Origin of the sequence: Jatrophihabitans telluris (genome assembly GCF_023516435.1) — a bacterium.
GTDB lineage: Bacteria > Actinomycetota > Actinomycetes > Mycobacteriales > Jatrophihabitantaceae > Jatrophihabitans_A > Jatrophihabitans_A telluris.
This window is the reverse complement of the sequence record NZ_CP097332.1, coordinates 2,171,586-2,196,368: the sequence shown is the minus strand read 5'-3', so window position 1 is coordinate 2,196,368 and position 24,783 is coordinate 2,171,586. Positions and strand designations below refer to the sequence as shown.

Annotated in this window: 23 protein-coding genes; 14 read left to right on the top strand and 9 right to left on the bottom strand. The window is 68.3% G+C overall.

Annotation, left to right across the window (positions count from 1 at the left end):
- Positions 1–34: 34 nt before the first annotated feature.
- The 4 genes from dxs to M6D93_RS10245 all read left to right on the top strand — a co-directional run bounded on the left by dxs (position 35) and on the right by M6D93_RS10245 (position 5,518).
- The gene (gene dxs, locus M6D93_RS10260; protein ID WP_249769050.1) at positions 35–1,990 is read left to right on the top strand and encodes a 1-deoxy-D-xylulose-5-phosphate synthase; all 1,956 of its coding nucleotides are present in this window, start codon (positions 35–37) and stop codon (positions 1,988–1,990) included.
- A 96-nt stretch (positions 1,991–2,086) separates the two neighbouring features.
- Positions 2,087–2,800, top strand: a complete 714-nt coding sequence (locus M6D93_RS10255; protein WP_249769049.1) for a response regulator transcription factor — start codon at positions 2,087–2,089, stop codon at positions 2,798–2,800.
- A 29-nt stretch (positions 2,801–2,829) separates the two neighbouring features.
- Positions 2,830–3,993: a sensor histidine kinase gene (locus M6D93_RS10250; protein ID WP_249769048.1), complete on the top strand. Its 1,164-nt coding sequence runs from the start codon at positions 2,830–2,832 to the stop codon at positions 3,991–3,993.
- 58 nt (positions 3,994–4,051) lie between these two features.
- Positions 4,052–5,518 carry a hypothetical protein gene (locus tag M6D93_RS10245; RefSeq protein ID WP_249769046.1) on the top strand — a complete coding sequence of 489 codons (1,467 nt, stop codon included), beginning with the start codon at positions 4,052–4,054 and terminating at the stop codon, positions 5,516–5,518.
- A 1-nt stretch (position 5,519) separates the two neighbouring features.
- On the opposite strand, the gene M6D93_RS10240 is transcribed toward M6D93_RS10245, so the two are convergent.
- From M6D93_RS10240 to M6D93_RS10225, 4 genes are all read right to left on the bottom strand, one after another.
- Positions 5,520–7,640: a 3-hydroxyacyl-CoA dehydrogenase NAD-binding domain-containing protein gene (locus tag M6D93_RS10240; RefSeq protein WP_249769044.1), complete on the bottom strand. Its 2,121-nt coding sequence runs from the start codon at positions 7,638–7,640 to the stop codon at positions 5,520–5,522.
- The gene (locus M6D93_RS10235) at positions 7,640–8,773 is read right to left on the bottom strand and encodes a thiolase family protein (RefSeq protein ID WP_430667229.1); all 1,134 of its coding nucleotides are present in this window, start codon (positions 8,771–8,773) and stop codon (positions 7,640–7,642) included. The genes M6D93_RS10240 and M6D93_RS10235 overlap by 1 nt, the downstream gene beginning before the upstream one ends.
- Positions 8,774–9,015: 242 nt before the next feature.
- Positions 9,016–10,371 (bottom strand): HRDC domain-containing protein, encoded by a 1,356-nt coding sequence (locus tag M6D93_RS10230; RefSeq protein WP_249769042.1) that lies wholly within the window; start codon positions 10,369–10,371, stop codon positions 9,016–9,018.
- Positions 10,361–10,978, bottom strand: coding sequence for a DUF3000 domain-containing protein (locus M6D93_RS10225; RefSeq protein ID WP_249769041.1), 618 nt, complete (start codon positions 10,976–10,978; stop codon positions 10,361–10,363). Before M6D93_RS10225 ends, M6D93_RS10230 begins: the two co-directional genes overlap by 11 nt.
- A 134-nt stretch (positions 10,979–11,112) precedes the next feature.
- Here M6D93_RS10225 and hemE point away from each other — a divergent pair, with 134 nt between their 5' ends.
- From hemE to hemQ, 3 genes are read left to right on the top strand one after another with little or no spacing between them, the layout of a single operon-like run.
- On the top strand, positions 11,113–12,186 hold the full coding sequence (hemE, locus tag M6D93_RS10220) for a uroporphyrinogen decarboxylase (RefSeq protein WP_249769040.1): 1,074 nt from the start codon (positions 11,113–11,115) through the stop codon (positions 12,184–12,186).
- A 3-nt stretch (positions 12,187–12,189) separates the two neighbouring features.
- Positions 12,190–13,581, top strand: a complete 1,392-nt coding sequence (hemG, locus tag M6D93_RS10215) for a protoporphyrinogen oxidase (RefSeq protein WP_249769039.1) — start codon at positions 12,190–12,192, stop codon at positions 13,579–13,581.
- Between the two features lie 4 nt (positions 13,582–13,585).
- Positions 13,586–14,281 (top strand): hydrogen peroxide-dependent heme synthase, encoded by a 696-nt coding sequence (gene hemQ, locus M6D93_RS10210; protein WP_249769038.1) that lies wholly within the window; start codon positions 13,586–13,588, stop codon positions 14,279–14,281.
- Between the two features lie 50 nt (positions 14,282–14,331).
- Here the strand turns inward: hemQ and msrB are convergent, their stop codons facing one another.
- Positions 14,332–14,766: a peptide-methionine (R)-S-oxide reductase MsrB gene (gene msrB, locus M6D93_RS10205; protein WP_249769037.1), complete on the bottom strand. Its 435-nt coding sequence runs from the start codon at positions 14,764–14,766 to the stop codon at positions 14,332–14,334.
- Between the two features lie 50 nt (positions 14,767–14,816).
- Positions 14,817–15,173 carry a hypothetical protein gene (locus tag M6D93_RS10200; protein ID WP_249769036.1) on the bottom strand — a complete coding sequence of 119 codons (357 nt, stop codon included), beginning with the start codon at positions 15,171–15,173 and terminating at the stop codon, positions 14,817–14,819.
- 61 nt (positions 15,174–15,234) lie between these two features.
- Between M6D93_RS10200 and ligD the strand changes: the two genes are divergently transcribed.
- Entirely contained in the window at positions 15,235–16,284 is a 1,050-nt protein-coding gene (gene ligD, locus M6D93_RS10195; RefSeq protein WP_249769035.1) for a non-homologous end-joining DNA ligase, read from the top strand.
- A gap of 84 nt (positions 16,285–16,368) precedes the next feature.
- On the opposite strand, the gene M6D93_RS10190 is transcribed toward ligD, so the two are convergent.
- From M6D93_RS10190 to M6D93_RS10180, 3 genes are read right to left on the bottom strand one after another with little or no spacing between them, the layout of a single operon-like run.
- On the bottom strand, positions 16,369–17,982 hold the full coding sequence (locus M6D93_RS10190) for an alpha/beta hydrolase (protein WP_249769034.1): 1,614 nt from the start codon (positions 17,980–17,982) through the stop codon (positions 16,369–16,371).
- A gap of 55 nt (positions 17,983–18,037) precedes the next feature.
- Positions 18,038–19,135: an ATP-dependent DNA ligase gene (locus M6D93_RS10185; RefSeq protein WP_249769032.1), complete on the bottom strand. Its 1,098-nt coding sequence runs from the start codon at positions 19,133–19,135 to the stop codon at positions 18,038–18,040.
- A gap of 58 nt (positions 19,136–19,193) precedes the next feature.
- The gene (locus tag M6D93_RS10180; protein ID WP_249769030.1) at positions 19,194–19,988 is read right to left on the bottom strand and encodes a pyrimidine reductase family protein; all 795 of its coding nucleotides are present in this window, start codon (positions 19,986–19,988) and stop codon (positions 19,194–19,196) included.
- Positions 19,989–20,076: 88 nt separating this feature from the next.
- On the opposite strand from M6D93_RS10180, the gene M6D93_RS10175 reads away from it, so the two are divergent.
- From M6D93_RS10175 to M6D93_RS10150, 6 genes are all read left to right on the top strand, one after another.
- Positions 20,077–20,997 carry a PPK2 family polyphosphate kinase gene (locus tag M6D93_RS10175; protein ID WP_249769029.1) on the top strand — a complete coding sequence of 307 codons (921 nt, stop codon included), beginning with the start codon at positions 20,077–20,079 and terminating at the stop codon, positions 20,995–20,997.
- Between the two features lie 106 nt (positions 20,998–21,103).
- On the top strand, positions 21,104–21,493 hold the full coding sequence (locus M6D93_RS10170) for an MmcQ/YjbR family DNA-binding protein (protein ID WP_249769028.1): 390 nt from the start codon (positions 21,104–21,106) through the stop codon (positions 21,491–21,493).
- 75 nt (positions 21,494–21,568) lie between these two features.
- Positions 21,569–22,375 carry a putative protein N(5)-glutamine methyltransferase gene (locus M6D93_RS10165; RefSeq protein WP_249769027.1) on the top strand — a complete coding sequence of 269 codons (807 nt, stop codon included), beginning with the start codon at positions 21,569–21,571 and terminating at the stop codon, positions 22,373–22,375.
- A gap of 134 nt (positions 22,376–22,509) precedes the next feature.
- The gene (locus tag M6D93_RS10160) at positions 22,510–22,974 is read left to right on the top strand and encodes an SRPBCC domain-containing protein (protein WP_249769026.1); all 465 of its coding nucleotides are present in this window, start codon (positions 22,510–22,512) and stop codon (positions 22,972–22,974) included.
- A gap of 44 nt (positions 22,975–23,018) precedes the next feature.
- A complete protein-coding gene (locus M6D93_RS10155; RefSeq protein WP_347343609.1) occupies positions 23,019–23,318 on the top strand; it encodes an ArsR/SmtB family transcription factor in 300 nt (99 codons plus the stop codon).
- A gap of 251 nt (positions 23,319–23,569) precedes the next feature.
- Positions 23,570–24,460, top strand: a complete 891-nt coding sequence (locus M6D93_RS10150; protein ID WP_249769024.1) for a hypothetical protein — start codon at positions 23,570–23,572, stop codon at positions 24,458–24,460.
- Positions 24,461–24,783: the final 323 nt, after the last annotated feature.

Below are 24,783 nucleotides of genomic sequence, written 5' to 3'. Positions count from 1 at the left end.
GACCGGCAAACGCCGAACGACTACTGTGCTACCCGTGAGTTCAGTGCTGCAGCGCATATCCGGGCCGGCCGACCTCCGACGGCTCGATCCGGCGGATCTCGACCGGCTCGCGGCTGAGATCCGCCAACGCCTGATCACCCAGGTGTCCAGGACGGGTGGCCATCTCGGTCCCAACCTGGGAGTCGTCGAGCTCACCATCGCGCTGCATCGCACGTTCGACTCGCCGACCGAGCCCATCCTGTTCGACACCGGGCACCAGAGTTACGTGCACAAGATGCTCACCGGCCGGTCCGAACGCTTCGACAGCCTCCGCCAGATCGATGGCCTGTCCGGCTACCCCAGTCGCAGCGAGAGCCCGCACGACTGGATCGAGAACTCCCACGCCTCCACCTCGCTGTCCTACGCCGACGGCCTGGCCAAGGCCTTCGACGTCGCCGGCGATCGACGCCCCGTCGTCGCGGTGGTCGGCGACGGCGCCCTGACCGGCGGGATGAGCTGGGAAGCACTCAACAACATCGCCGCCTCGGACCGTCCGGTCATCATCGTGGTCAACGACAACGGGCGGTCCTACTCGCCGACCATCGGCGGCCTGGCCGAGCATCTGGCCGGGCTGCGGCTGCGGCCGGGGTACGAGCGGGTCCTGCGCAACGTCAAGGGCACGCTCGGTCGCACTCCGGTCGTGGGACCTCCGCTGTACGACGCCCTGCACGGACTCAAGCGCGGCGTGAAGGACATGCTCGCTCCGCAGGGCATGTTCGAGGACCTCGGGCTGAAGTACCTCGGGCCGGTGGACGGCCACGACATCGCCGCGCTGGAACATGCCTTCGGTCTGGCCCGCCAGTACGGCGGACCGGTGATCGTCCACTGCGTGACACGCAAGGGCCATGGCTTCGCCCCGGCCGAGAATCACCTCGCCGACCAGATGCACGCGGTCGGGGTGATCGACCCGGAGACCGGCGAACAACTCAACCACTCCGGTGGCCGCAGCTGGACCAAGGTGTTCGCCGACGAGATCGTCCAGCTCGGCGCCGAGCGCGAGGACATCGTCGCCGTCACTGCCGCGATGCTCGACCCCGTCGGCTTCACCGGCTTCGCCGCCCGATTCCCGGAGCGGACCTTCGACGTCGGCATCGCCGAGCAGCACGCGCTAACCTCCGCGGCCGGCATGGCGGCCGGCGGCCTGCACCCGGTCGTGGCCCTCTACGCCACCTTTCTCAACCGCGCCTTCGACCAACTGCTCATGGACGTCGCGCTGCACCATGCGGGCGTGACCATCGTCCTGGACCGTTCCGGGGTCACCGGCGAGGACGGCGCGTCCCACAACGGCATGTGGGATCTGGCCCTGCTCGGAATCGTTCCGGGCCTGCGTCTGGCTGCCCCGCGCGACGAGCCACGACTTCGGCGATGTCTCGGCGAGGCGGTCGACGTCTCCGACGCCCCGACCGTTCTGCGCTATCCGAAGACGCCGATGGGCGGTGACGTCGACGCGCTGCGCTCGGTGGAGGGCGTCGACGTGCTTGCCGAGCCGGACGCCGGGCCGGTCGACGTCCTCCTGGTCGCGGTCGGCGCCCTGGCCGCTGACGTGCTGAGCTCCGCCGAGCGGGTCAGTGAGGCCGGCTACCGGGTGCGCGTGGTCGACCCGGTCTGGGTGGCCCCGATTCCGGACTCGCTGGTCGAGCTCGCTCGTCAGGCCCAGGCCGTGGTGACCGTCGAGGACGGCGTTGTGGTCAACGGCGTCGGGTCCCGCCTGTCGCAACGATTGCGCGAGGCAGGCATTACAGCACCGACACGGGAGCTAGGCATTCCGGTCGCCTTCCTTGATCATGGGAAGGTGGCCGACGTCAAGGCGCGCATCGGTCTCACCCCGCAGGGGATTTCCCGACGGGTGGTGGAATTCGCGGCTGCCGTGGTTGGCCGCGATCAGACGGGGAGCGAGGTCATCGCGGGGGCGCCGGAATTGTCGGCCGAGACCGACGTTCGGCGAGATTGACGCTTGTTGTCAACACAGGACACACCTTCGTGAGAAGGTACGGGGAAATCTTCCGGCCGGACGACGGCCGGGAGCTGGCGAGAAAGCGGAGATAGCGTGCGCGTACTTGTGGTCGAGGACGAGACCCAGCTTGCCGATGCAGTAGTGCGGGGGCTGCGGCGAGAAGGCATGGCGGTGGATGTTGCCTATGACGGCGACGACGGCTTCAGCAAAGCCACCACCACCCGCTACGACGTCGTGGTGCTGGACCGCGACCTACCCGGCAAGAGTGGGGACGAGATCTGCCGCTCACTGACCGACGAGGGTGTGCTGACCCGAGTCATCATGCTCACCGCGAGCGGCTCGATCGAGGACAAGGTCGAGGGGCTGGCGCTCGGGGCCGACGATTACCTGGCCAAGCCGTTCGCGTTCGCCGAACTAGTGGCCCGCGTGCGCGCCCTCGGCCGGCGCGCGACGCCGGCCGCGCCGCCCGTCCTGCAGGCGGGTGACCTGGTGCTGGACCCGGCCAAGCGCACCGTGCTGCGCTCGGGCCGCAATGTCGACCTGACCCGCAAGGAATTCGGCGTGCTGGAGACGTTGCTCTCGGCCGCCGGCGTCGTTGTTTCCAGTGAGGAACTGCTGGATCGGGTATGGGACGAACATGCTGACCCGTTCACCACGACCGTCCGCGTCACGATGATGACGTTGCGGCGCAAACTGGGTGAACCGGCCATCATCGAGACCGTCGTCGGATCCGGCTACCGGATTGATCCGACCCTGGTCGTCGAGGGCGAGGGCGACAACAGCGACGGGAGTACGTCCGAGTCGTGAGGTTCGTGCAGCCCACACTGCGTATCAGGATGGCGCTGTTGTACGGCGCGCTGGTCCTGCTGATCGGTGCTGCGCTGCTCATGACCTCCTACATCCTGCTCGACCGTGCCCTGGCCCGGAATCAGGTTCTGCAGCAGCTGCCGCCGGGTCCGGTCACGATCATCGACAGCGGTGGGACCCGTTACACCGGCTGGGACCCCACTCAGAGCCAGGCACACATTCGTCAGGATTCCCTCAGCTACCTGCTGAACAACGGCCTGCTGTACTTCGGCGTCATCGTGCTCATCGGTTCGATCGGCGGCTATCTGCTCGCCCGGCAGGCGCTGCGGCCGGTCGCCCGGATCACCGCGACCGCTCGCCGGCTGTCCACCAAGACCCTCAGCGAGCGAATCGGGCTCGGTGGTCCGGACGACGAACTACGGGAACTGGCGGACACCTTCGACGACATGCTGGGCCGACTGGATGCCGCCTTCAGCAGCCAGCGGCGCTTCGTCGCCAACGCCAGCCACGAATTGCGCACGCCGTTGGCCGTGATCCAGACCGAGCTGGACGTGACCCTGTCCGATCCCAAGGCCAGCGTGGAGGATCTGCGTCGCATGGGCGAGGTGCTGCGTGATGCCACCAACCGCGCCCAGCGGCTGGCTGACGCGCTTTTGGCCCTGGCCCGGCTGCAGGGTCGGGAGGGCCAGGGCCTGGAGGTCTCCGAGGCGATCACGATCAACGACCTGATCCCGAACGCGGTCGCGGCGGCCGAATCGGAAGCCGCCACTCGCGGCATCGTGATCTCCTCCGAGGGGGAGGCGGTCCGCACGACCGGAGATCCCCGCCTGCTGGAACGGGTCATCGGCAACCTGGTCGAGAACGCCGTCCGGTACAACGTGCCCGGCGGCTGGGTTCGGATCGAGGTCTCCCATGACGTCCGCGGCGGGTTCCCGGCCGCGATCATCGTCGTCTCCAACTCCGGCGTCGCCGTCGCGCCCGAGGAGGTCGAGGGCCTGTTCGACGCCTTCCGGCGCGGTGGCCGGGCTCGGACCCAGCAGCGCGGCGCCGGCCTCGGGCTGTCGATCGTGAAGGCGATCGTCGATGCCCATCACGGCGCGATCCGGGCCGAGGCCCAACCGGCCGGTGGGCTGCGCGTCGAGATCGCTCTTCCGCTGACGACGACCCCGGTGGCCGCGCACGCGGCCGTGTGAGCCATCAGCGTCAGGCCCATCGAGCAGCACAGGGCGATGTCCTAAGCTCGCCTGAGCCATGAACCATCCCACCCACGCGCCGCGGACGGCGTTGCTCTCGCGCATCCGGTCAGGTCGTTGGACGGCACATCCGGCCTTCGGAGTGCTCGCCCTGCTGGCGGTTGCCGTGCTGTTGATCGCGCTGGGCGAACCACAGCCGTCCTCCCGGCCGAGCGGGACGTCGGTGGTGCCCTCCGGCAGCGTCACCGCCCCGACCGCGCTTCCGGCAACGATCGCGGTGACGAGCAGTGGCGCCGTCCTGGTCCGCTCCGGTAAGCGCACCACGCGCGTTGCCTTACCCGACCACGCGCTGGCCCGGTCGGTCCTGACGAACGGCGGCCTGTCGGTCGTGCTGGCGGTGGTGGGCGATCACCAACACGCCTACGCCATTCGCAAGAACCTCGCGGTCAGCGACCTGGGATTCGCCGACGCCGTGCTCCCGGCGGCCCGGCCCGGTACCGCCGTCGTGGTCGAGGCCGCGGTCGTCGATCCGGGCGTGGTCCTCACGCCGACCCCGACCGCCAGCAGCTCGACGTCCGCGGCGAACTCCGCGACGTCGGTGTCGACGAGCAGTGAACCGGCCGACTACGTGGCCCGACGGTTCAACGCCGCCGGGGACGTGGTGGGAAACCTGGAGATTCTGCCGCGCGGTATGCGGGTCGGGGCCGACACCGCGGTCGGGCTGGTGGCGTGGCGGCCGGAGAATGTCGTGGTCGACGGCGGGGTCACGCTCGAACCGACCTCGGCCACTGCGGCGCTGCTGCGCCCGGACGGCACGATCCGCCCGCTGGGCGCGATCCACCCGCTGGTCGCGGGAGGTGACGGGCTGCTCGTGTGGGACCTCGTCCGCCGCCAGTTCGGCCTGATGCCATTGAAGTTTCTGACCTCTACCGCGACGACGACGGCCAGCCCGACCCAGACGGCACCGACGTCCCCCTCAGCCGACAGCGGCGGCTCGTCGACCGTGTCGGCCACACCGTCGGCCACCCCTACGGTGGTGGCCGGCACCCGATGGTTCCCCGCCAGTCGCGGACTGACCGTGACCGGTCCGGCGCGCTTCTCCGGCGACGCCACCGCCTTTGCCGTCTATGCGCAGGTCGGCTCGCGACGACGCCTGATCATCGCCACGATCACCCCGGTGGGCACCGAGCAGAAGCCCCTGGAGGTGCTGGCCCTGGCCGCGACCCTGAACCGGCCCAGCACCGCGTCGAGCTCCGTTTCGCCGTCGCTGTCCCCGGCCGGCACCGGCAGCGCGGGAACCGCCGGAAACCCGGCCGGCCCGAGTTCATCGCCGAGCACCACCTCACCGGTCATCGGCACCGGCGGTTTTCCGATCGAGGCGCCGCTGCGACCGTTGTGGTGGAACGCGCAGGTCGTCGGCCTGGGCACCGAGGGCGTGGTCGTGGGTTACCAACCGGGATCGCAGAAGGCCTCGCTGCTCGACATCGGCCTGAAGAACCTGCTGGCTCTCGATCAGGCGCCCTGAGTCAGTGCGGCACGCCGGCGACGTTTGCTGTGCCGGAGGGCAGGAAGCGGTGGCCGGTTACCGACTCCGAGGTGCCGGTACGGTCCAGCAGTGGGGTCAGACCACCGTTGAAGAAGGAGAACCCCGCTCCCGTGATCATCGCCAGGTCGAGATCCTGTGGCTCCGCCGCGACACCCTCGTCCAGCATCAGCCGAGCTTCCTCGGCCAGTGCCCGCAGCACACGTTCGCGAACTTCGGACGGACTCAGCTCGACCGGATTCCGATCGGTCTGGAACACCCCAGCGAGCTCGGGGTCCACCTCCGGCTTGCCCGAGTCCCACAGGTAGATCCCGGGTTTGCCGAGTTCGACGATCCTGCGAAGGTTGTCCGAGACGTAGAACCGGTCGCCGAAGGCGGCGTGCAGGGTCTCGGCGTTGTGCAGCGCGATGGCCGGACCGACGAGGGCGAGCAACACGAACGGAGCCATGGGGGCCAGCCCCCCGACGGAGGCGTCGGCGACCTGGATCGGTGTCCCCTCGTCGACGACGCGGCTCACCTCGCCCATGAACCGGCCGAGCAGCCGGTTGACGATGAACGAGGGGGAGTCCTTGACGCCGACCGCGGTCTTCTTCAACTGCTTGGCGAGGGCGAAGGCCGTGGCCAGCGACGGCTCGTCCGTCTGCTCGCCCCTCACGATCTCGACCAGCGGCATGATCGCTACGGGGTTGAAGAAGTGGAAGCCGACGACGCGCTCCGGATTGCTCAGCCCTTGGGCCATCTCGGTGATCGACAGGGACGAGGTGTTGGTCGCCAGAATCGCGTCGGGCTTGACGTACTGCTCCAGATCCTCGAACACGGCCCGCTTGATCGACATCTCCTCGAAGACGGCTTCGATCACGAAGTCGGCGTCGGCAAAGGCGTCCTTGGTGAGCGAGCCGGTGACCAGGTCCTTGAGCCGGTTGGCCTTGTCCGGGTTGATCCGCCGTTTGGCCAGCAGCTGATCGATCTCGGAGTGCACGTAGCCCACGCCGCGGTCGAGGCGGGTTTGGTCCAGGTCGGTCAGAACGACCGGAACTTCCAGCCGGCGGGCGAACAGCAGCGCCATCTGTCCGGCCATCAATCCAGCACCGACGATGCCGACCTTCGTGAGCTTGCGCGCCAGCGACTTGTCGGGGGCGCCGGCCGGGCGTTTGGCCCGCTTGTTGACCAGATCGAAGGCGTACAGCCCGGCCCGCAGCTCGTCGGTCATGATCAGGTCGGCGAGCGCGTCGTCCTCGGCCGCGGTTCCGGTCGCAAAGTCCGCGGTCTTGGCGAGGGCTATCAGATCGAGGGCACGATAGGGGGCCGGCGCCGCTCCGGCGACCTTGAGGTCGACGAACGCCCGGCCGGCGAGCACGGCACTGTCCCAGCCGTCACCGCGGTCCACCTCCGGCCGCGTGATCGCAACCTGACCGGACAGGACCTGCGCCGCCCAGCGCAACGACTCGGCCAGGAAATCGGCCGAGTCCAGACGCTGGTCGAAGATGCCCAGGTCGGTGGCCTGCTTGGGGTTGAGCATCTTGTTCTGGTTGAGCGCGTTCTCGACGATGACCGTGATCGCCGCCCGGGCGCCGATCAGGTTCGGCAGCAGCTGGGTACCGCCCCAACCGGGCACCAGTCCGAGAAAGCATTCGGGGAACGCGATCGCGGCCGCCGAGTTCGAGACGGTCCGGTAGTCACAGTGCAGAGCCAGTTCCAGGCCGCCTCCCATCACCGCGCCGTTGACGAAGGCGAAGGTGGGTACGTCCAGGTCTCGAATGCGCGCAAACACGTCGTGACCCTGGCGGGCTACCGCGAGGGCCTGCTCCCGGTCGTTGATGAGGCCGACCCCGGTGATGTCCGCACCGACCGCGAAGATGAACGGCTTCCCGGTCACCGCCACGGCGCTCACCTTGGGGCTGCGGTTCGTGACTGTGTCCACGGCCGCATCGAGCGAACGCAGACCGGCCGGGCCGAAGGTGGAGGGCCGGGTGTGGTCGTGGCCGTTGTCCAGCGTGATCAGGGCAAGCTCCCCGGCGAGTGCGGGAACCTCGAGGAAGGTGACCAGGGCGCGAGTGACGACCTCGTCGGCGAAGTCCGGGGTGGTCGTGGCCGCTGTGCTCATCAGGCGTTTCCTCCGTTGTCGTAGTGCGGGTTCTCCCAGATGACGCTGCCGCCCTGGCCGAAGCCGACGCACATGGCCGTCAGGCCGTAGCGCACCTGCGGGTGTTCGGCGAACTGCCGCGCCAGCTGGGTCATCAGCCGTACGCCGGATGAGGCCAGCGGATGACCGAGCGCGATCGCGCCACCGTAGGGATTCACCCGCGGGTCGTCATCGTCGATTCCGTAGTGATCCAGGAAGGCCAGGACCTGGACGGCGAAGGCTTCGTTGAGTTCGAACAGACCGATGTCGTCGATGCTCAGTCCGGTCGAGCGGAAGGCGCGCTCGGTGGACGGGATGGGACCTACCCCCATCACCTCGGGGTCGACACCGGCGAAGCCGTAGCCGACGAGCCTCATCTTCGCCGGCAACCCCAGTTCGGCTGCCGCCTCCGCCGAGGCGAGGATGCACGCGGTCGCGCCGTCGTTGAGGCCCGCGGCATTTCCGGCCGTGACTCGGCCGTGGGGACGGAACGGGGTCTTGAGCCCGGCGAGGTCGGCCAGCGTGGTGCCCGGGCGTGGGGGTTCGTCCTTGACCGCCAGGCCCCAACCAGACTCGGCCGATCGCGTCGCGACCGGGACGAGGTCGGGCTGGATCTTGCCTTCGGCGTAGGCCTTGGCGACCTTCTCCTGGCTGCGCAGGGCGTAACGGTCGGACCGCTCCCGAGTCAGCTGCGGGAACCGATCGTGCAGGTTCTCGGCGGTCGCGCCCATCGACAGCGCCGACAGGTCGACGAGCTTGTCGGACAGGAACCGGGGGTTCGGATCGGCCGACTCACCCATCGGGTGCCGGCCCATGTGCTCGACGCCGCCGGCGATGGCCACGTCGTAGGCACCGAAGGCGATGGAGCCGGCCACCGTCGTCACCGCGGTCATGCCACCGGCACACATCCGATCGATGGCGTAACCCGGGACGGACTTCGGCAGACCGGCCAGCAGCGTCGCCACCCGGCCGATGGTCAGACCCTGATCTCCGATCTGGGTGGTCGCCGCGATGGCAACCTCGTCGATGCGCTCGGCGGGAAGTTCGGGATGGCGGCGCACGAGTTCGCGGATCACCGCGACGATGAGGTCATCGGCCCTGGTCTCGGCATACATCCCCTTGGCGGCCTTGCCGAACGGGGTCCGGGCCCCGTCGACGAAGACGACGTCCTTGACTTGTCTTCCGGTCACAGCGATCTCCCTGAACTTGGCGTCAGCGTTGGTGCCCGGCCCGTGTTACCAGCCAGTAACTTAACTGTAGCCGCTGACGGCCCGCGAACAGAGACGCGCCCACTGTGATCTGGACGAAACCCAGTGCCGCCCGGTTCAGCCCACTGCAGGCTCAGCCCACTACAGGCTCAGCTCGGGGAGGCGTCGCTCTGCTCGTCGTTGGTCTGGACGTCGCTCTGCTCGTCGTTGGTCTGGACATCGACGCCAGCCTCGGTCGGCGTCGTCTCCACCGGTCGACTCAGCGCCTCGGCAAGTCCGTCGGCCAGCAGGTCGATCTGCCAGGGCCGCGCACCGAGCTCGCTCAGCCGAGAGGCGACGACCTCGGACGTAGGCGGCGACGGGGGACGCCAGGCCAGCCGGCGGCCGACGTCGCCCGCAAGCAGGTTCTGCCCCACGACGGTGAACCGTTCCGCGGTATCGGCGACCACGTCCTTGACCGCCGCCAGGCGGACGGCGGCGGCGGGATCGCGGTCGCGCCAGCGAGCCGGTGCCGGCATCGCATCCGGATCGGTGAGCGGTTGCGACACCATGGGCAGCTCGTCCTCGGGCGTGCGCCTGCCCGCCTCCAGCGCGCGGAACCAGTACCCGGTCAGCTGACGTTGGCGCGGCCCGGCGAAAACCGGGAGAGCGGCCAGCTCCGGCATGGTCTTCGGATTGGCGCGGATCGCGGCGACGATCGCGGCATCGGGCAACACCCGCCCGCTCGCGATGTCGCGCTCGGCGGCCCGGCGGTCCCGGGCCTCCCACATCGCCCGTGCGATTGCCAGTTGGCGACGATTGCGGATGGCGTGGATTCCCGAGATTCGTCGCCATGGTTCGGCCCGCGGCGGTGCTGGTGGCGCCAGCCGTACCGCCTCACACTCCTGTGCGGCCCACTCGAGCTTGCCGGACGCCTCGAGCTCGGCGAGCAGGACATCCCGAAGCTCCAACAGCAACTCCACGTCGAGGGCGGCGTAGTCCAGCCAGGAGTCCGGAAGGGGTCGGGTCGACCAGTCCGCGGCGGAGTGCCCCTTCTCCAGCGAGATGCCGACGTAGCGCTCCAGCATCGTGCCCAGGGCGACCCGTTCGGAACCGAGCAGGCGCCCGACCAGCTCGGTGTCGAACAGGCGGGCCGGACGCAAGCCGATTTCTTCCAGGCACGGTAGGTCCTGGTTCGCGGCGTGCAGGATCCACTCCGCATCGCCGATGGCCTCCTTCACCGAGCTGAGGTCAGGCAGCGCGATCGGATCGATCAGCAGAGTTCCGGTGCCCGCACGCCTCAGCTGAACCAGATAGGCACGCTGGCTGTAGCGGTAACCCGATGCGCGTTCGGCGTCCAAGGCCACCGGGCCCGTCCCGGCCGCGATCCTCGACACGGCCTCGGCCAGATCAGCGGCCGTGGTCAGTGGCCTCGGTGTGCCCTCGCGCGGAGAGCGGAGCAGAACCGGTTCGGTCTCGGCCGACGCCGAGTCGTGCGCATCGGCCGGTGTCACATCACCGGTCACCGAGGACGACCACGCCTTCGGGCGGCAGGCCGGCCGCCAGCGACAGCAGGTCGACGAAAGCCAGCAGGTGGCTGGTCAGATCGGTCTCCGTCGCCGTCCAGGAACCGCGCAGCTCCAGCTGAGTCGTGCTGCGTGGGCCGTGCAGGTCACCGAAGCGGGTGGACGTGGTGTGCGTGACCGTGCCGCCCACCGCCGTGTGAGCCGCCGCTCGCAGCTGCAGGGCCTCCAGCAGCCAGCTCCAGCCGACTTCGGGCAGCAACGGATCGTTGGCCATGTCCGAGGACAGGTCGGCTTGGGCATAGGCCACCAGACGAAGCTCGCCGTCCCAAGCCTCGGTGCCTTCGGGGTCGTACAGCACCACGAGCCGACCGGTGGAGCTGTTCTCCTCCGCCGGACCGTCCAGATCGACGGCAACCGCGAAGGACCACGGGGCCAGTCGCTGCGGCGGACGGATGCGTTCGAGTACCGCTTCGCGCCGCAGCGGAACCCGCAGCAACGTCTCCACCGCGTGACGGAACGGCTCCGGAGCGGTGCTCGGGACGGCGTCGTCGTCGATGTTGATCGACGACTCGCCCGCGCTCAGCGTCAGCCCTGAGTCCGGCACCATGTCTCGTCCTACCTCCCGCATACGGCCTGCTGCGAAGGAACTTCGCACGGCGCCAACCCTCGGCGAGTGAGGCGCGCCGCAGCCGGCCACCTGCCGGTCGCAGCCGTCCCATCGGCGTGACAGCATGGGCGGCGATGTCCGCGACCGAGAATTCAAGCCCCACACCTGCCTGCTCACCCGACGGCAGGGACCCAGCCCCCAGTCTGCTCGTCCGAGCGGCCCGAGGCGAGCAGGTTGCCCACCCGCCGGTCTGGTTCATGCGCCAGGCCGGGCGGTCGCTACCGGAGTACCGCGCGCTCCGGGTCGGGACCGGGATGCTGGAATCGTGCCGCACGCCGGACCTCGTCACCGAGATCACGCTGCAGCCGGTCCGTCGCCACGGGGTGGACGCGGCGATCTTCTTCTCCGACATCGTCGTCCCGCTGCAGGCCGCCGGCATCGACATCGAGATCGTGGCCGGCGTAGGCCCGGTCGTGGCGTCGCCGGTGCGTTCGGCCGCCGATGTCGAGGCCATGCCGCGGCTGTCGGCCGAGCAGATACCCGACATCACCGAGTCGGTGCAGCGATTGGTCTGCGAACTCGACGGCGTCCCCCTCATCGGTTTCGCCGGCGCCCCGTACACCTTGGCCAGCTACCTGATCGAAGGCGGGCCGTCGAAGGATCACGCCCGCACGAAGGCCCTGATGCATTCGGACCCGGCCACCTGGCATCGCCTCCTGAGCACGCTTGCCGACATCTCGGCGACGTTCCTGCTCACCCAGCTGGCAGCCGGCGCATCGGCGGTTCAGCTGTTCGACTCGTGGGCGGGCGGGCTGTCCGAGGCCGACTATCGCGCGTTCGTGCTGCCGCATTCGCAGGATGTCTTCGCCGCGATCGCCGATTACGACGTCCCGAAGATTCACTTCGGGGTAGGGACGGGCGAGCTGCTGGCGGCCATGCGCGATGCCGGCGCGAGCGTGGTCGGTGTCGATTGGCGGACCCCGCTCGACGAGGCGGCACGGCGAATCGGCGGAACGGTCGCGGTGCAGGGCAACCTCGACCCCGCATTGTTGTTCGCGGACTGGCACGTCGTCGAGCGGGAGGTCCGCCGGATCGTCTCGGAAGGACGCCGGGCGCCCGGGCACATCTTCAACCTCGGACACGGGGTGCTGCCCGACACCGATCCCGAAATGCTCACCCGAGTCGTCGAACTCGTCCATTCGCTGTAGTCCATGAGCACAGTCGTCGTGGTCGGGGCCGGCATCGCGGGACTCAGCGCTGCACGCCGCCTGCTCGACGAGGACCCGGCCCTGGACGTCATCGTCCTGGAGGCCGCCGACCACCCGGGCGGGAAGCTGGTTCGGAGGCAGATCGCGGGGGAGTGGATCGATGTCGGGGCCGAGTCGGTGCTCGCACGTCGGCCGGAGGCCCTGGCCCTGTTCGACCGGCTCGGGCTGAATGGGGAGGTCAGGCATCCGAACGCGGTCCCGGCGCTGCTGCGCAACCGCGGCACCAATCGCCGCCTGCCCGCCGGAACGGTGCTCGGGGTTCCAGCCGACCTGGCCGCGTTGCCGGACTCTGGGCTGCTCTCGCAGGAAACGCTGCGTCTCATTGCGGGGGAGGCGGCCCGCGCTCCGGTGGTCCTGGACGGTGACACCTCCGTGGGCGATCTGGTCGCGGACCGGTTCGGCGAGGAGGTCGTCCAGCGACTCGTCGATCCTCTGCTGGGCGGGGTCTACGCCGGCCACGCACACGAGATCTCGCTGCGGGCCGCGATGCCCGCGCTGGCCCGGCAGTTCGACGAGGGCGCTCGCACGCTGACCGAGGCCACGGCCCGGACCGCAGCCGCCGGCACCGCGCCGCCGGGTGGGCCGGTGTTCGCATCGCTGGCCGACGGGCTGGCCCGGTTGCCCGAGCACCTGGCTGCGGGTCTGGATGTCAGATGCGCAACCACCGTCCGCCAGTTGCACCGGACGCCCAGCGGATTCCGCATCGTGACGGGCTCCCGTGCCGCGCCGGAGGCGCTTGATGCCGACGCGGTGGTCGTTGCCGTCCCCGCAGCCAAAGCCGCCGTCCTGCTGGCCGATCTGGCGCCGGGCGCCGGTGCCGAACTCGCCGGGATCGACTACGCCAGCATGGCCATCGTCACCCTTGCCTTCGACGGCGGTCCCGCCGCATTGGGACTGCCCAGCGCCAGCGGGGTGCTCATCCCGGCAGTCGAAGGACTGGCCAGCAAGGCGATGACCTTTTCCAGCGTGAAGTGGCCGGGCCTGGGCGGCAAGCGGACCTTGTTGCGCGCCTCGCTCGGACGGGCCCACGAGGAGCGCGACCTGCAGCGCCCGGACGACGAACTCGTCGGCATCGTGCGGCGCGAACTCGCACTGGTCGCGGGCGCCTTGACCCCGCCCGTCGACGTGCACGTCCAGCGATGGGGGGCCGGCCTCCCGCAGTACGCGCCGGGTCACCTCGGACGAGTGGCCAGAATCCGCGCGGCAGTCGCCGAGGTGTCGGGCCTTGCAGTCTGCGGCGCCGCGTACGACGGTGTCGGGATTGCGGCCACCATCGGGTCAGCTCACACCGCGGCCGACCAGGTGCTGCGGTCGATCTCGCAGTCGGCACAATGAAGACATGGTCGACGGCAAGCAAGCGCGCGAACTGAACCAACTCCTCCGCTACACCGCGTGGTCGGTGTTCGCGGTCGCGGACCCGATCGGGGACGAGGACCGCGTGAAGCTGGCCGCCGAGGTCGAGGATCTGTTCGCCGAGTTCCGGGCCGCGGACATCATCGTTCGCGGCGTTTACGACGTCTCCGCGCTGCGGGCCGACGCCGAGCTGATGGTGTGGTGGCATGCCTCGACGGCGGAGGAGCTGCAGTCGGCCTACGCACGATTCCGCCGCAGCGGCCTCGGTCGCCGGCTGCGTCCGGTCTGGTCGGTGATGGCGTTGCACCGGCCCGCGGAGTTCAACAAGAGTCACGTCCCCGCGTTCCTCGCCGAGGAAGTCGCGCGCGACTACGTCTGCGTCTACCCGTTCATCCGGTCCTACGACTGGTACCTGCTCGACGACGGCGAACGGCGCGAACTGTTGTCCGAACACGGCCAGATGGCGCGGGGCTTCCCCGACGTGCGCGCGAACACGGTCGCGTCCTTCGCCCTGAACGACTACGAGTGGATCTTGGCGTTCGAGGCCGACGAGCTACACCGGATCGTGGATCTGATGCGGCACCTGCGTGGCTCGCGCGCGCGGCTGCACGTGCGCGAGGAAGTGCCGTTCTACACCGGACGCCGGCGCAGCGTCGCCGAACTGGTCGATGCCCTTCCCTAGCCCGCCCGGGCTCCGGGCGGCGGACGGCGATAGCCGCTGCTCGGTGGCCGCTATTGGGTGGCGTCCTGCTCGGCGAAGCTCAGGCTGATCGAGTTGATGCAGTAACGCAGATCCGTCGGAGTGCCGTAGCCCTCACCCTCGAAGACGTGGCCGAGGTGGCTGTGGCACCGCGCGCACACCACCTCGACTCGCCGCATTCCCATTGTGGTGTCGACGCGCTCGATGATCTGGTCGCCGGCCAGTGGTGAGAAGAAGCTCGGCCATCCGCAGTGCGAGTCGAACTTCTCGGCAGAACGGAACAGCTCGCTGCCGCAGGCCCGGCACGAGTAGACCCCGACACGGTGGTTGTCGGTGTACTCACCGGTGTAGGGGCGCTCGGTAGCGGCCTGGCGCAGGACTGCGTACTCGGCGGGAGACAGTTCGGCACGCCATTGCTCGTCCGTCTTGGCGACGGGCGGCGTGGAACCGGTCGATGCAGTGGTCATAGCTCGACAGTACCGAGCGGGATCGGGTCGGCGGGCGTGGCTCGAGCGTCTCAGAGCATCCCGAGGATCAGAGCGAGCGCGCTCAGCAGGATCGGCAGCAGCACGATGATGACCAGACCGTAGGCCATCGGCCTGGACACCGATCGGTGGCGGCTCAGCCCCGCGGCGAACTCACCCATCATGCGAATCTCGCCCTCAGGTGAGTACTGGCTGACGGGCCGGTCGCGGCGCGGGTCCAGATAGACGATCTCGGCCCGAGAGCTGACCTGCGGCAACGGGGTTCGCAGCCGCGCCCGCAGTTCCTCCGAGCGACGCTGCGCATCGTTGCCGGCGCTGACGTTGGCACGGGCGTCGGCGTTGGCAGGACTCTCCTCGGGAAGGTCCGAGGGGCCGGGCGTCGATGGCATGGGTTCAGCATGCCTGCCGCTGAGAGCCACGTCGACCATCGCCGCACGCTAGCCTTCTGACATGCCTTCGCCGTTCACCGAGGTCGACGTCGCCGGCCGGACCGTCCGCATCTCCAACCCGGACCGGCTCTATTTCCCCGCGGCCGGGATCACCAAGCTCGACCTGGCCCATTACTACATGGCCGTCGGCGACGGCATCCTGCGCGCGTTGCGGGAACGGCCGTGCATGCTGCACCGCTTCCCCGACGGTGCCGAGGGCGAACGGATCTACCAGAAGCGGTTGCCCAAGGGCGCCCCCGAGTGGGTGGAAACGGCTCAGGTGGCGTTTCCGTCCGGGCGCACCGCGGACGAGCTCTGCGTGACCGAACTGGCGAGCGTGGTCTGGGCGGTGCAGATGTCGACGGTCGAGTTTCACCCGTGGCCCTCGCGTCGTGCCGACACCGAGCACCCCGACGAGCTTCGCATCGACCTCGATCCGCAGCCGGGCACCGGGCTGGCTGAGGCGAAGAAGGTTGCGGTCGTGGTGCACGAACTGCTCGACGAACTCGGGGCGCTGGGGTGGCCGAAGCTGTCCGGCAAGCGTGGCATCCACGTCTATGTCCGCATCGAGCCCGGCTTCGGCTTTCGGGAGGTCCGCAAAGCCGCGCTGGCGTTTGCGCGCGAGGTAGAGCGCCGGGTGCCCGAACTCGTGACGACCGCGTGGTGGAAGGAAGAGCGTGGGGAACAGATCTTCCTTGACTACAACCAGAACGCCCGCGATCGGACGATCGCCTCGGCCTACTCCGTGCGTGCATCGCCGAGCGCGCAAGTCTCGGCACCGGTGACCTGGCAGGAGCTCGGCGAGGCCGAGATGGGCGACTTCACGGTCGCGTCGATGCCGGCGCGCTTTGCCGAGTTGGGGGACGTCCACGCCGGCATCGATGACCATCGATGGTCTATACAACCGTTGCTCGACTGGGCCGAGCGGGACGAGCACGAACTCGGCATCGCCGATGCTCCCTATCCGCCGCAGTTTCCCAAGCAGGAAGGTGAGCCGCTGCGCGTGCAACCCAGCCGGGCGCGCACCCGCCCGGCGGCCGGCACCGGCCCAACACCGATCGAGCTGGAATAGGACCGTTGGGCCGCCGCCCGGTCTCCGCGGAGGCCCGGGCAGGCCCAAGGCACGCCCAAGGCACCCCTTGGCGCGGCGCCGCGATTACCGTGCTGGGCAGCTGTCGTCCGTCGGGATCTTCGCGGTGATGAGGTAGCTGTCGACTTTGCCCGTGATACATGGCGTCTTGGGATAGGCCGTGTGCCCTTCGCCGTCCCAGCTGAGAACCGTGCCCACACCGAGGGTCTTGGCCAGGACGGACGTCGCCTTGAATGGCGTGGCCGGGTCATGCACCGTTCCCACGACCAGGATCGGCGGCGCGGTCGTGGCGGTCGCCGGTGGGAGCGGATGCCCCGAGGTGGGCCAGCCGTAGCAGGCGTACAACGACGAGGCGGCGTTGTTTCCGAAGATCGGATACTTGCTGACCCACTCCGCCGCCTTGGTCGCGACCAGGCTGTCGGTCACCCTGAGGGTCGAGTCGTTGCAGTTCACGGCCAGGTTGGCGTCCAGGATGTTGGCGTAGTGGCCGGTGGAATCGCGGCCGCTGTAGTTGTCGCCCAGGGCCAGCAGCCCAGCCGAGTCACCCCTGGTGGCCTTGATCAGGGCGTCTCCCAACGTCGGCCACTCGCTCTGATCGTAGAGCGCGGAGAGCACGCCGAGCATGACCAGGCCGCCGGTCGCCTTGCGGGTTTCCCCCTGTTTGCTCGAGGGAATCGGTGACACGTCGGCTGATTTCATCAACCCGATGACGACCTTGCGTGGATTGCCGAGCACAGCGCAGGCGGGCCGGTTACGGCAGTCCGCGGCGAACTGGTCGAAGGCCGATTCGAAACCCTTGATCTGCGCTTCGTCACTGTTGAGTTCGGTGGCGACCGGATCGACCGCGCCGTCGAGCACGGCGACCCGCACCGTGTTCGGAAACAGGTGGGCGTACACCGCGCCGAGCCGGGTGCCGTAGGAGTAGCCCAGATAGTTGAGCTTGTCGTCACCGACTGCTTGTCGGATGACGTCCATGTCGCGAGCCGTCTCCTCGGTGTTGTAGTCCTTGAGCATCGAGCCGTACTTGGTCACGCACGACTTGACTATGCCGGCGGCGAGTTTGCGAGCCGTCGCCCTGCCTGCTGCTGTTCTCGTGTTCGGGTTCGATGCCAGCAGCTTGTCCTTCTGCGCATCGCTCATGCATTCCACGGGCGCCGACAGGCTGACCCCACGCGGGTCGAAACCGATCAGGTCGAAGTGGGCGAAGACGTTGGTACTCAGTTCGGCCACCAGGCTTGCCGCCAGATTCACACCCGATCCTCCGGGACCGCCCGGATTGACGAGCAGCGAACCGATCCGGTCGGAGGCCTTTTGCTGGCGGTAGTGAACTTTGAGGACGAACAGGTCGATGGTCTTGCCGCCGGGCTGGCGGTAGTCCACCGGAACCGGCAACTTGCCGCAGAAGAAGCTCATCGCCAGGGCACGGTCGCTCGCGATCGCGGTCTGGAACTGCCCGGTGCAGTCGGAGAATTTCAGCGCGGCTACCTGGCTGGACGTGGGGCTCGGGCTCTGACTCGGGGAGGACGACCCTGCTCCGCTGCCCATCGCCGATGACGTCACCGATGACGACGGAGTGGTGTTCTTACCGGACTTGGTACAAGCGGTGACCAGCGACAGCGCCACGACGACGACGGCGAGGGAAGGCGCGACGCGGCGGCGGTGGGGACGTCTTGTGAGCACCGACCGAGATTACCGGTCCAAGGTGGGCATCTCGGTCCCGTTGCCGAGTCGTTGCTCAGCCGAGACCCGCTTGATCGCTGCCCAGGCCGGGCACGATGTCGTGCAACGCGAAGGTGAGCGGTTGCTCGAGCTGTTCGTACGTGCACGATCCAGGCGTTCGGTCATCGCGCCAACGGACGAAATGAGCCAGGTGCCGGAAGCGGCTTCCCTCCATGTGTTCGTACTTGACCTCGAGCACGCGCTCGGGCCGCAACGGGACGAACGACAGGTCCTTGGTCGCGTTCCAGCGGCTGACGCTGCCCGGCAGTCGCTGGCCCTGATGAGCTTCGGCACTCGCCCATTCCTGCCACGGATGATCCTCGCCGTCGGCCAGCATCAACGGCGCCAGTTCCTGGACCAGCTCTGCGCGCCGCAGCGCCGTGAAGGCACCCACCACTCCGACGTGCTGCAGCCTGCCCTGCTCGTACAAGCCCAGCAGCAGGGAGCCGACGAGGGGTGCGGCCTCGGTCGAGCCCTTGTGCCAGCGGAACCCGGCCAGCACGCAGTCAGCGGTCCGGACGTGCTTGATCTTGAACATCGTCCGCTTGTCCTGCTGGTATGTGCCCGTGAGTGGCTTGGCGATCACGCCGTCGAGCCCGGCACCCTCGAACTCCACGAACCACCGCTGGGCCTCGGCGACGTCGGTGGTGGTCGGCGTCAGGTGGATGGGGGAGTTCACGCCGGCGAGGGCGGCCTCCAGCGCGGCTCGGCGTTCGGCGAACGGCCTGCCGGTGTAGTCCTCGTCCCCGAGGCTGAGCAGATCGAAGGCGATGAAGGACGCCGGCGTCTTCTCGCTCAACATCGTCACCCGCGACACCGCCGGGTGGATGCGTTGCTGGAGGGCATCGAAGTCGAGTCCGGCGTCGGTGGCGACGACGATCTCGCCGTCCAGCACGCACCGTTGCGGCAGCTCCGCCTTCACCGCCGCAACCAGTTCAGGGAAGTAGCGGGTCATCGGCTTCTCGTTGCGGCTGCCGAATTCGACATCGTCGCCGTCGCGGAAAATGATGCTACGGAAACCGTCCCATTTCGGTTCGTAGGACGCTCCGGCCGGAATGGTCGGTACGGACTTGGCCAGCATCGGTGCGACCGGCGGCATGATCGGCAACTTCATCGGCTCATTCTGGCACCGCACCCGGTGCAACCAGCACGTCGCGCACGGGACGCGGCACTCAGCGCTGGATCCGGTACCGGCAGAACAGTGCGTCGTCCTCCTCCAGCAGGCCGACCAGGCGCAGTTGGGGCAGCAGATCGGCGCTCCAGTCAGGGCCGGCCACGATTCGGGATCCGCCCGGACCCACCAGCATCGGCGAGACCGTCAGGCACAGCTCGTCCACGACGCCGCGGGCGGTAGCCGAGCCGAGCAGCCGCGGGCCGCCCTCGCACAGGATGCGGCGATAACCGAGTTCGGTGAGCTGAGCGACCGCCGCCACCAGATCGACGTCGCCGTTCGGAGTCGACCCGGCGTCGATGAGGGCGACCGAACCCGGAGCCAGGTCCGGACCACTGGCCAGGTCGACGATGTCGGTGCGCCGCGAGATCGGACCGGACGAGCCGGTGACGACCAGCGTCGGATGCTCGGGATCGGCGCCTCGGAACAAGGGAGTCGACAGATCCACCGAGAGACTGGCGGAAACCACCGCGATCGCCGGCGCCGGCCGCAGTCCGTAGCGTTGCCGGGTCGCTGCGCGTTCGGTGGAGGGCCGGGCGGGGGAGTAGCTCTCGGCCTGTGCGGTAGCCGCGCCGACCAGGACGACGTCGGCGAGGTCGCGGAGCGCGGCGAACACCCGGTTGTCCCCTGGAGTCTGCAGTCCCCGCGAGAGCCCGGCCGTCGTGGCCGCTCCGTCGATGCTCGCGACGAAGTTGGCCCGGACTCCACCTTGCTCGATCCAGTCATGGGCGTAGTGGCCGTGCAGGTCGAACTCGGCGGGCGGCAATGAGGGATCGGCCGGAATCAGGCTTCGCATGCGGTCCATCTCAACACAGCCGGTCGTCAACAAACCTCACCCCCGTCCGTGCGGCCCTCACCGTGGCTCAGGGCACTAGGGTTACGCCATGGCGAACTCCGACCCCCGCCCAGAGTCCGGCCCAGAGTCTGGGCCCGAGTCCGGCCCCCAGTCCAAGGCGGCAGCGAAGACGAACGACCTGCGGGACGCGCTTCGGGTGAAGCCCGGCCCGCTGAACCTGCTGGGATACGACACGACGGCCAAGCCGCATGCACCCGGCAACAAGACCAAGACGGCGCAGGACCTCCTCGATTCCGGCCCGCGCTTGGCGAGCCTGCAGGAACGGCTGTTCGCCAACGGCACGGCCGGGGACCGGCGCCGGGTGTTGCTCGTCCTGCAGGGCATGGACACCTCCGGCAAGGACGGCGTGGTCAAACACGTCATCGGGCTCGTCGGTCCAGCGGGAGTCAACATCAAGTCATTCAAGAAGCCCACCCCGGAGGAGGCGGCACACCACTTCCTCTGGCGGATCCGCAAGGCGCTGCCCGCGCCGGGCCTGATCGGGGTCTTCAACCGCTCGCACTACGAAGACGTCGTGATCACCCGCGTCCACGAGTGGATCGACGAGGCCACCGCAGCCGAGCGCATCGAACAGATCAATGCCTTCGAGCGTGGCCTGGGCGAGGACGGCACCGTGGTCGTCAAATGCTTCCTGCACATCAGCTACGCCGAACAACGCGCACGGCTGCTGGCCCGGCTGGACGATCCGACCAAGTACTGGAAGTTCAATCCAGGCGACATCGACGAGCGTGCCTATTGGTCGGACTACCAAGCTGCCTACGCCCACGCGATCGCCGCGACGTCCACCGACGCCGCGCCCTGGTACATCGTTCCCAGCGACGCGAAGTGGTACCGCAATTGGGCCATCGGGCAACTGCTCACCGAAACCCTCGAAGAACTCGGCCTGAACTACCCGTCGGCCACCTTCGATCTCGATGATGCACGGGTACGGCTCCAGCCGCCCTACTGAGTCCAGAGCCGAGCCGAAAGGCGCGATACCCGCGGCGCGACTGCCCTGGTGCGACGAGATCGATCAAATGGCGCTCCTCGGGCCCGGGAGTGCCTAGAGTCGTGGCATGGCCACCTGGGATGACGTCCGCGAGCGCGCGCTCGCACTGCCGGAGACGAGCGAATCGACCGTTGGCGCGGAGGCGTACCGGGGCTTTTCGGTGCGCGACAAGGCCTTCGCCTGGGAACGGCCCCTACGCACCCGGGACCTGGCCGAACTGGGGGACAGGGCGCCGCGCGGAGTAGTGCTCGCGGTCCGCGTGGCCGACGAGGGCGCCAAGCACGCGCTCATCGCCGACGATCCGGCGGTCTACTTCACGACCTCGCACTTCGACGGGTATCCGGCTGTACTGATTCGCCTGGAGGAACTCGACCCGGCCGAGTTGGACGAGATTCTCGTCGAGGCGTGGATCTCGCGGGCACCCAAGCGGGTGGTCAAGGAGTTCCTCGGCGACTGAACGACGATCGGGACAGCAATCGGGATCGGTGCCTGGGGGAGGGGTGGACGTGGTCGCTGGCAGGCGCGCCAGACCATGACGGCCGGCGATCAGCGCCGGGACGTGATCGCTCGGCTGCGAACAGCGGGCTGTGTGTTTGCCGAGGACGAGGCCGACCTGCTGCTTGCGGCAGCGGACAGCGACGAATCGCTCTGGAGTCTGGTGGAGCGACGTACCGCGGGCCTTCCGTTGGAGTACCTGCTGGGGTGGGCGGAGTTCTGTGGCTTCCGGGTGTCGGTGATCCCACCGGTGTTCGTGCCCCGCAAACGCACCGAATTCCTCGCCCGTCAGGCGGTGGCCGCGATCCGGCCCGGCGCAACCGTCCTCGAATTGTGTTGCGGCACCGGGGCAATCTCTCTGGTGCTGGCCAGGTCGGTGGCACCGCTTGAACTGCACGCGAGTGATATCGATCCCTCAGCGGTGCGCTGCGCGCGGCGCAATCTGGAGCTGACCGGCGCCACCGTCTATGAAGGCGACCTCTACGACCCGCTGCCGGAGACCTTGCGCGCACGGGTGGATCTGCTCGTTGTGAACGCTCCTTACGTGCCCTCCGCCGCGATCGCGTACATGCCCCCAGAGGCCCGCGAGCACGAAGCGCTGATTGCTCTCGACGGCGGTGAGGATGGCCTGGTGTTGCATCGCCGGATCGCGGCCGAGGCCACGACGTGGCTACGTCCCGGTGGCCGCCTGATGATCGAGACCAGCCAGGAGCAAGCCGCCACGGCCGTCCAGATCTTCGCCACGGCGGGGCTCATCCCACGAGTCGAACGCGACGACGAGCTCGAAGCGACCGCGGTGTCCGGATATTTCGACGCCGGAGCACCGCCCACGCCGTCAGTCTGAACTCGCGTGGCGCGGCGGTGTCACGGATCGATCGCCGTCGGGTCGCCCGCGCACATCTGCAACCTATTGTTGCGTTTCAGTCGAAGTCCGCCTATCGTATGCGCAACCACTAGTTGCGGAAGGGGAATCAGTTCATGGAGTACGGACGACTTGAACGAGAGATTCAGATCGACGCCTCGCCGGAGATCGTCTTCGAGGTGATCAGCAGCCCACAACACCTGCGCCAGTGGTGGCCAGACGACGCGCAGGTCGAGGCGAGGCCGGGCGCAGTGGGGGAGTTGGTGTTCGGCGATCGCGCGGATCTCGACGCGAAGGTCGTCGCAATCACCGTTGTCGACGCGGTGTTCCCGCGCTTGTTCTCCTTCCGTTGGGTCTATCCCGAAGACGAAACCGCCACCGAGCGGAATTCACTGCTGGTGAGCTTCGAGCTTGCCCCGGACGGCGACGGCACCGCACTACGCATGATCGAAACCGGTTTTCGCGAACGCGGATGGGACGTCGCCGTGCTCGAAGCCGAGTACCAGGAGCACGTGACCGGCTGGGACCACTACCTGCCTCGGCTGGGGGACTACGTCGCGCGCCTGGTGCCCCGGCGGTGACCCCGCCGATCAGCGAGGAGCTCTGGTCGGCTGTCGGTGACCCGATGCGCAGACAACTGCTCGACCTGCTCCTGGCCAACGGTGCGGCGACGGCCACATCCCTCAGTGATCGGCTGCCCGTCACCCGGCAGGCGGTAGCCAAACATCTCGTCGTTCTCGACCGAGTCGGGCTCGTCACGGCCACGCCGGCCGGCCGCGAACGGCGGTACCAGGTGGATGAGGAGCAGCTCGCTCGCGCCGCCGCGCAATTGGCGACGGTGGGAGCGAACTGGGATGCGCGACTGCGGCGCATCAAGAAGATCGCCGAGTCGATCGAGCGCACGAAGAACAACCCGAATCGCTAGAGAAACGACCACGGTCACCCTTTCTCGAGCGGGCATCGCCGCACCCGTCACCGACGTCTACGCCGTTTTCTGCGAAACGATTTGGATCAGCCGCCGTCATATCTAGGTGTGATTTACCGCCAGATGACCGCTGGGTTTTGACCCGAAACAGTAGGGAGCGAGCAGGTATGGACATCCGCAGCACTCGAACCGGAGCACACGGCAGTCGGCCAGGTATGGCTCGAATGGCCGCGCCGAGAAGGCGAAAGCTCATGCTTGCCGGCATTTCCGGCTTGGCATTGGCCCTGATCTCACCGGCGAGCCCGACGACAGCGTCGGCCGACACCGCCAGTTTCACCTGTGGGGGTGGGACAATCTATGCCTTGACCGTTGCCGGTGGCTTCGAGAAGATCGATCTCAGATCTGGTGCTCAATCAGCCGTCGGCCAGATCCCGAACGCCGTGCGCTCTGCCAACAACGCGCTTGCCCTGCCGCCCGGCCGTGGCCACAACGCGTGGTATCTCGGCGGGCGGGCGGTACACCGTTACGACATTCGCTCCGGCACCACGACCGACTTTCCGGTGGCCCTGCCTCCCGGCGCGGCGGTAGCGGGCGCGGTGAACCCCGTGAACGGGATCTACTACTTCGCGCAAGTCGGCCCGCATGCCAATCCCCGCAACACCACCGACGCAACCCCCTGGCCGCTCTACGGATTCGATACCAGGACCGAGACATTCCTCGGCCGCGTCGCCGTGCTGGACGGCCTGTACTCGAACGGCGATATCGCATTCGACCAACACGGCAACCTGTACGCGGTCAGCAATGGCTTCATCGCCGGCGCCACGTCCATCACTTACTCGTCCGGTCCGCTGGTTCGATACGCGCCGCCGCCATCAGCAGGCTCGGGCACGCAGGTGCTTCAGCCACACCGGATCGCCACGATGCCCGACCTCGGCGGCGCATACAGCGGCATCGCCTTCGACCGGTCTGGACGTCTCGCGATATCGGTGACCGGAACGAAGCACGGATCGGCGGTGGCCGGCGATGGATCCGTCGTCACCGTCAACCCGGCCGATGGCTCGGTCGTCCACGCGAACGCAATCTCGTTGACGCCCGGAGCGGCGGACCTGGCCAGCTGCTCATCTCGCGGTCCGGTCTCCTAACCATCGAGTGGGTGCGGGGCAGATGTTCCGGCCGCCGTTGGTCGAACTGACATAATGTCGATTATCGGATAACTCAAATGTCGGTGGACCCGCTCGGACAGGCACTGAACGCAGGGTAGGAAATTTATGCAGCTCGCGCTCGGCCCTTGTGTCGCTCGCACGGCTGTAAGACCTTGATGTTCGCGCCCGTGAGCGGGAACGCCCAACGGACCGTCAGGTCCTGCAGGCGGTCCGACGCGGACACGGTCGCGACTCGATCGGCATGGTCCGGCAGGCGCCTGGCCCCGGACCATGCCGATCGGTCGGTCCGCGGGACCGCCTGA

What these genes read in the sequence shown, in the direction of transcription:
- M6D93_RS10250 (WP_249769048.1), top strand. Translation starts at nt 2,830, where the DNA reads ATGGCGCTGTTGTACGGCGCGCTGGTCCTGCTGATCGGTGCTGCGCTG.
- M6D93_RS10245 (WP_249769046.1), top strand. Translation starts at nt 4,052, where the DNA reads ATGAACCATCCCACCCACGCGCCGCGGACGGCGTTGCTCTCGCGCATC.
- M6D93_RS10240 (WP_249769044.1), bottom strand. Translation starts at nt 7,640, where the DNA reads ATGAGCACAGCGGCCACGACCACCCCGGACTTCGCCGACGAGGTCGTC.
- M6D93_RS10235 (WP_430667229.1), bottom strand. Translation starts at nt 8,773, where the DNA reads ATGTATGCCGAGACCAGGGCCGATGACCTCATCGTCGCGGTGATCCGC.
- M6D93_RS10225 (WP_249769041.1), bottom strand. Translation starts at nt 10,978, where the DNA reads ATGGTGCCGGACTCAGGGCTGACGCTGAGCGCGGGCGAGTCGTCGATC.
- hemE (WP_249769040.1), top strand. Translation starts at nt 11,113, where the DNA reads ATGTCCGCGACCGAGAATTCAAGCCCCACACCTGCCTGCTCACCCGAC.
- hemG (WP_249769039.1), top strand. Translation starts at nt 12,190, where the DNA reads ATGAGCACAGTCGTCGTGGTCGGGGCCGGCATCGCGGGACTCAGCGCT.
- hemQ (WP_249769038.1), top strand. Translation starts at nt 13,586, where the DNA reads ATGGTCGACGGCAAGCAAGCGCGCGAACTGAACCAACTCCTCCGCTAC.
- msrB (WP_249769037.1), bottom strand. Translation starts at nt 14,766, where the DNA reads ATGACCACTGCATCGACCGGTTCCACGCCGCCCGTCGCCAAGACGGAC.
- M6D93_RS10200 (WP_249769036.1), bottom strand. Translation starts at nt 15,173, where the DNA reads ATGCCATCGACGCCCGGCCCCTCGGACCTTCCCGAGGAGAGTCCTGCC.
- ligD (WP_249769035.1), top strand. Translation starts at nt 15,235, where the DNA reads ATGCCTTCGCCGTTCACCGAGGTCGACGTCGCCGGCCGGACCGTCCGC.
- M6D93_RS10185 (WP_249769032.1), bottom strand. Translation starts at nt 19,135, where the DNA reads ATGAAGTTGCCGATCATGCCGCCGGTCGCACCGATGCTGGCCAAGTCC.
- M6D93_RS10180 (WP_249769030.1), bottom strand. Translation starts at nt 19,988, where the DNA reads ATGCGAAGCCTGATTCCGGCCGATCCCTCATTGCCGCCCGCCGAGTTC.
- M6D93_RS10175 (WP_249769029.1), top strand. Translation starts at nt 20,077, where the DNA reads ATGGCGAACTCCGACCCCCGCCCAGAGTCCGGCCCAGAGTCTGGGCCC.
- M6D93_RS10170 (WP_249769028.1), top strand. Translation starts at nt 21,104, where the DNA reads ATGGCCACCTGGGATGACGTCCGCGAGCGCGCGCTCGCACTGCCGGAG.
- M6D93_RS10165 (WP_249769027.1), top strand. Translation starts at nt 21,569, where the DNA reads ATGACGGCCGGCGATCAGCGCCGGGACGTGATCGCTCGGCTGCGAACA.
- M6D93_RS10160 (WP_249769026.1), top strand. Translation starts at nt 22,510, where the DNA reads ATGGAGTACGGACGACTTGAACGAGAGATTCAGATCGACGCCTCGCCG.
- M6D93_RS10155 (WP_347343609.1), top strand. Translation starts at nt 23,019, where the DNA reads ATGCGCAGACAACTGCTCGACCTGCTCCTGGCCAACGGTGCGGCGACG.
- M6D93_RS10150 (WP_249769024.1), top strand. Translation starts at nt 23,570, where the DNA reads ATGCTTGCCGGCATTTCCGGCTTGGCATTGGCCCTGATCTCACCGGCG.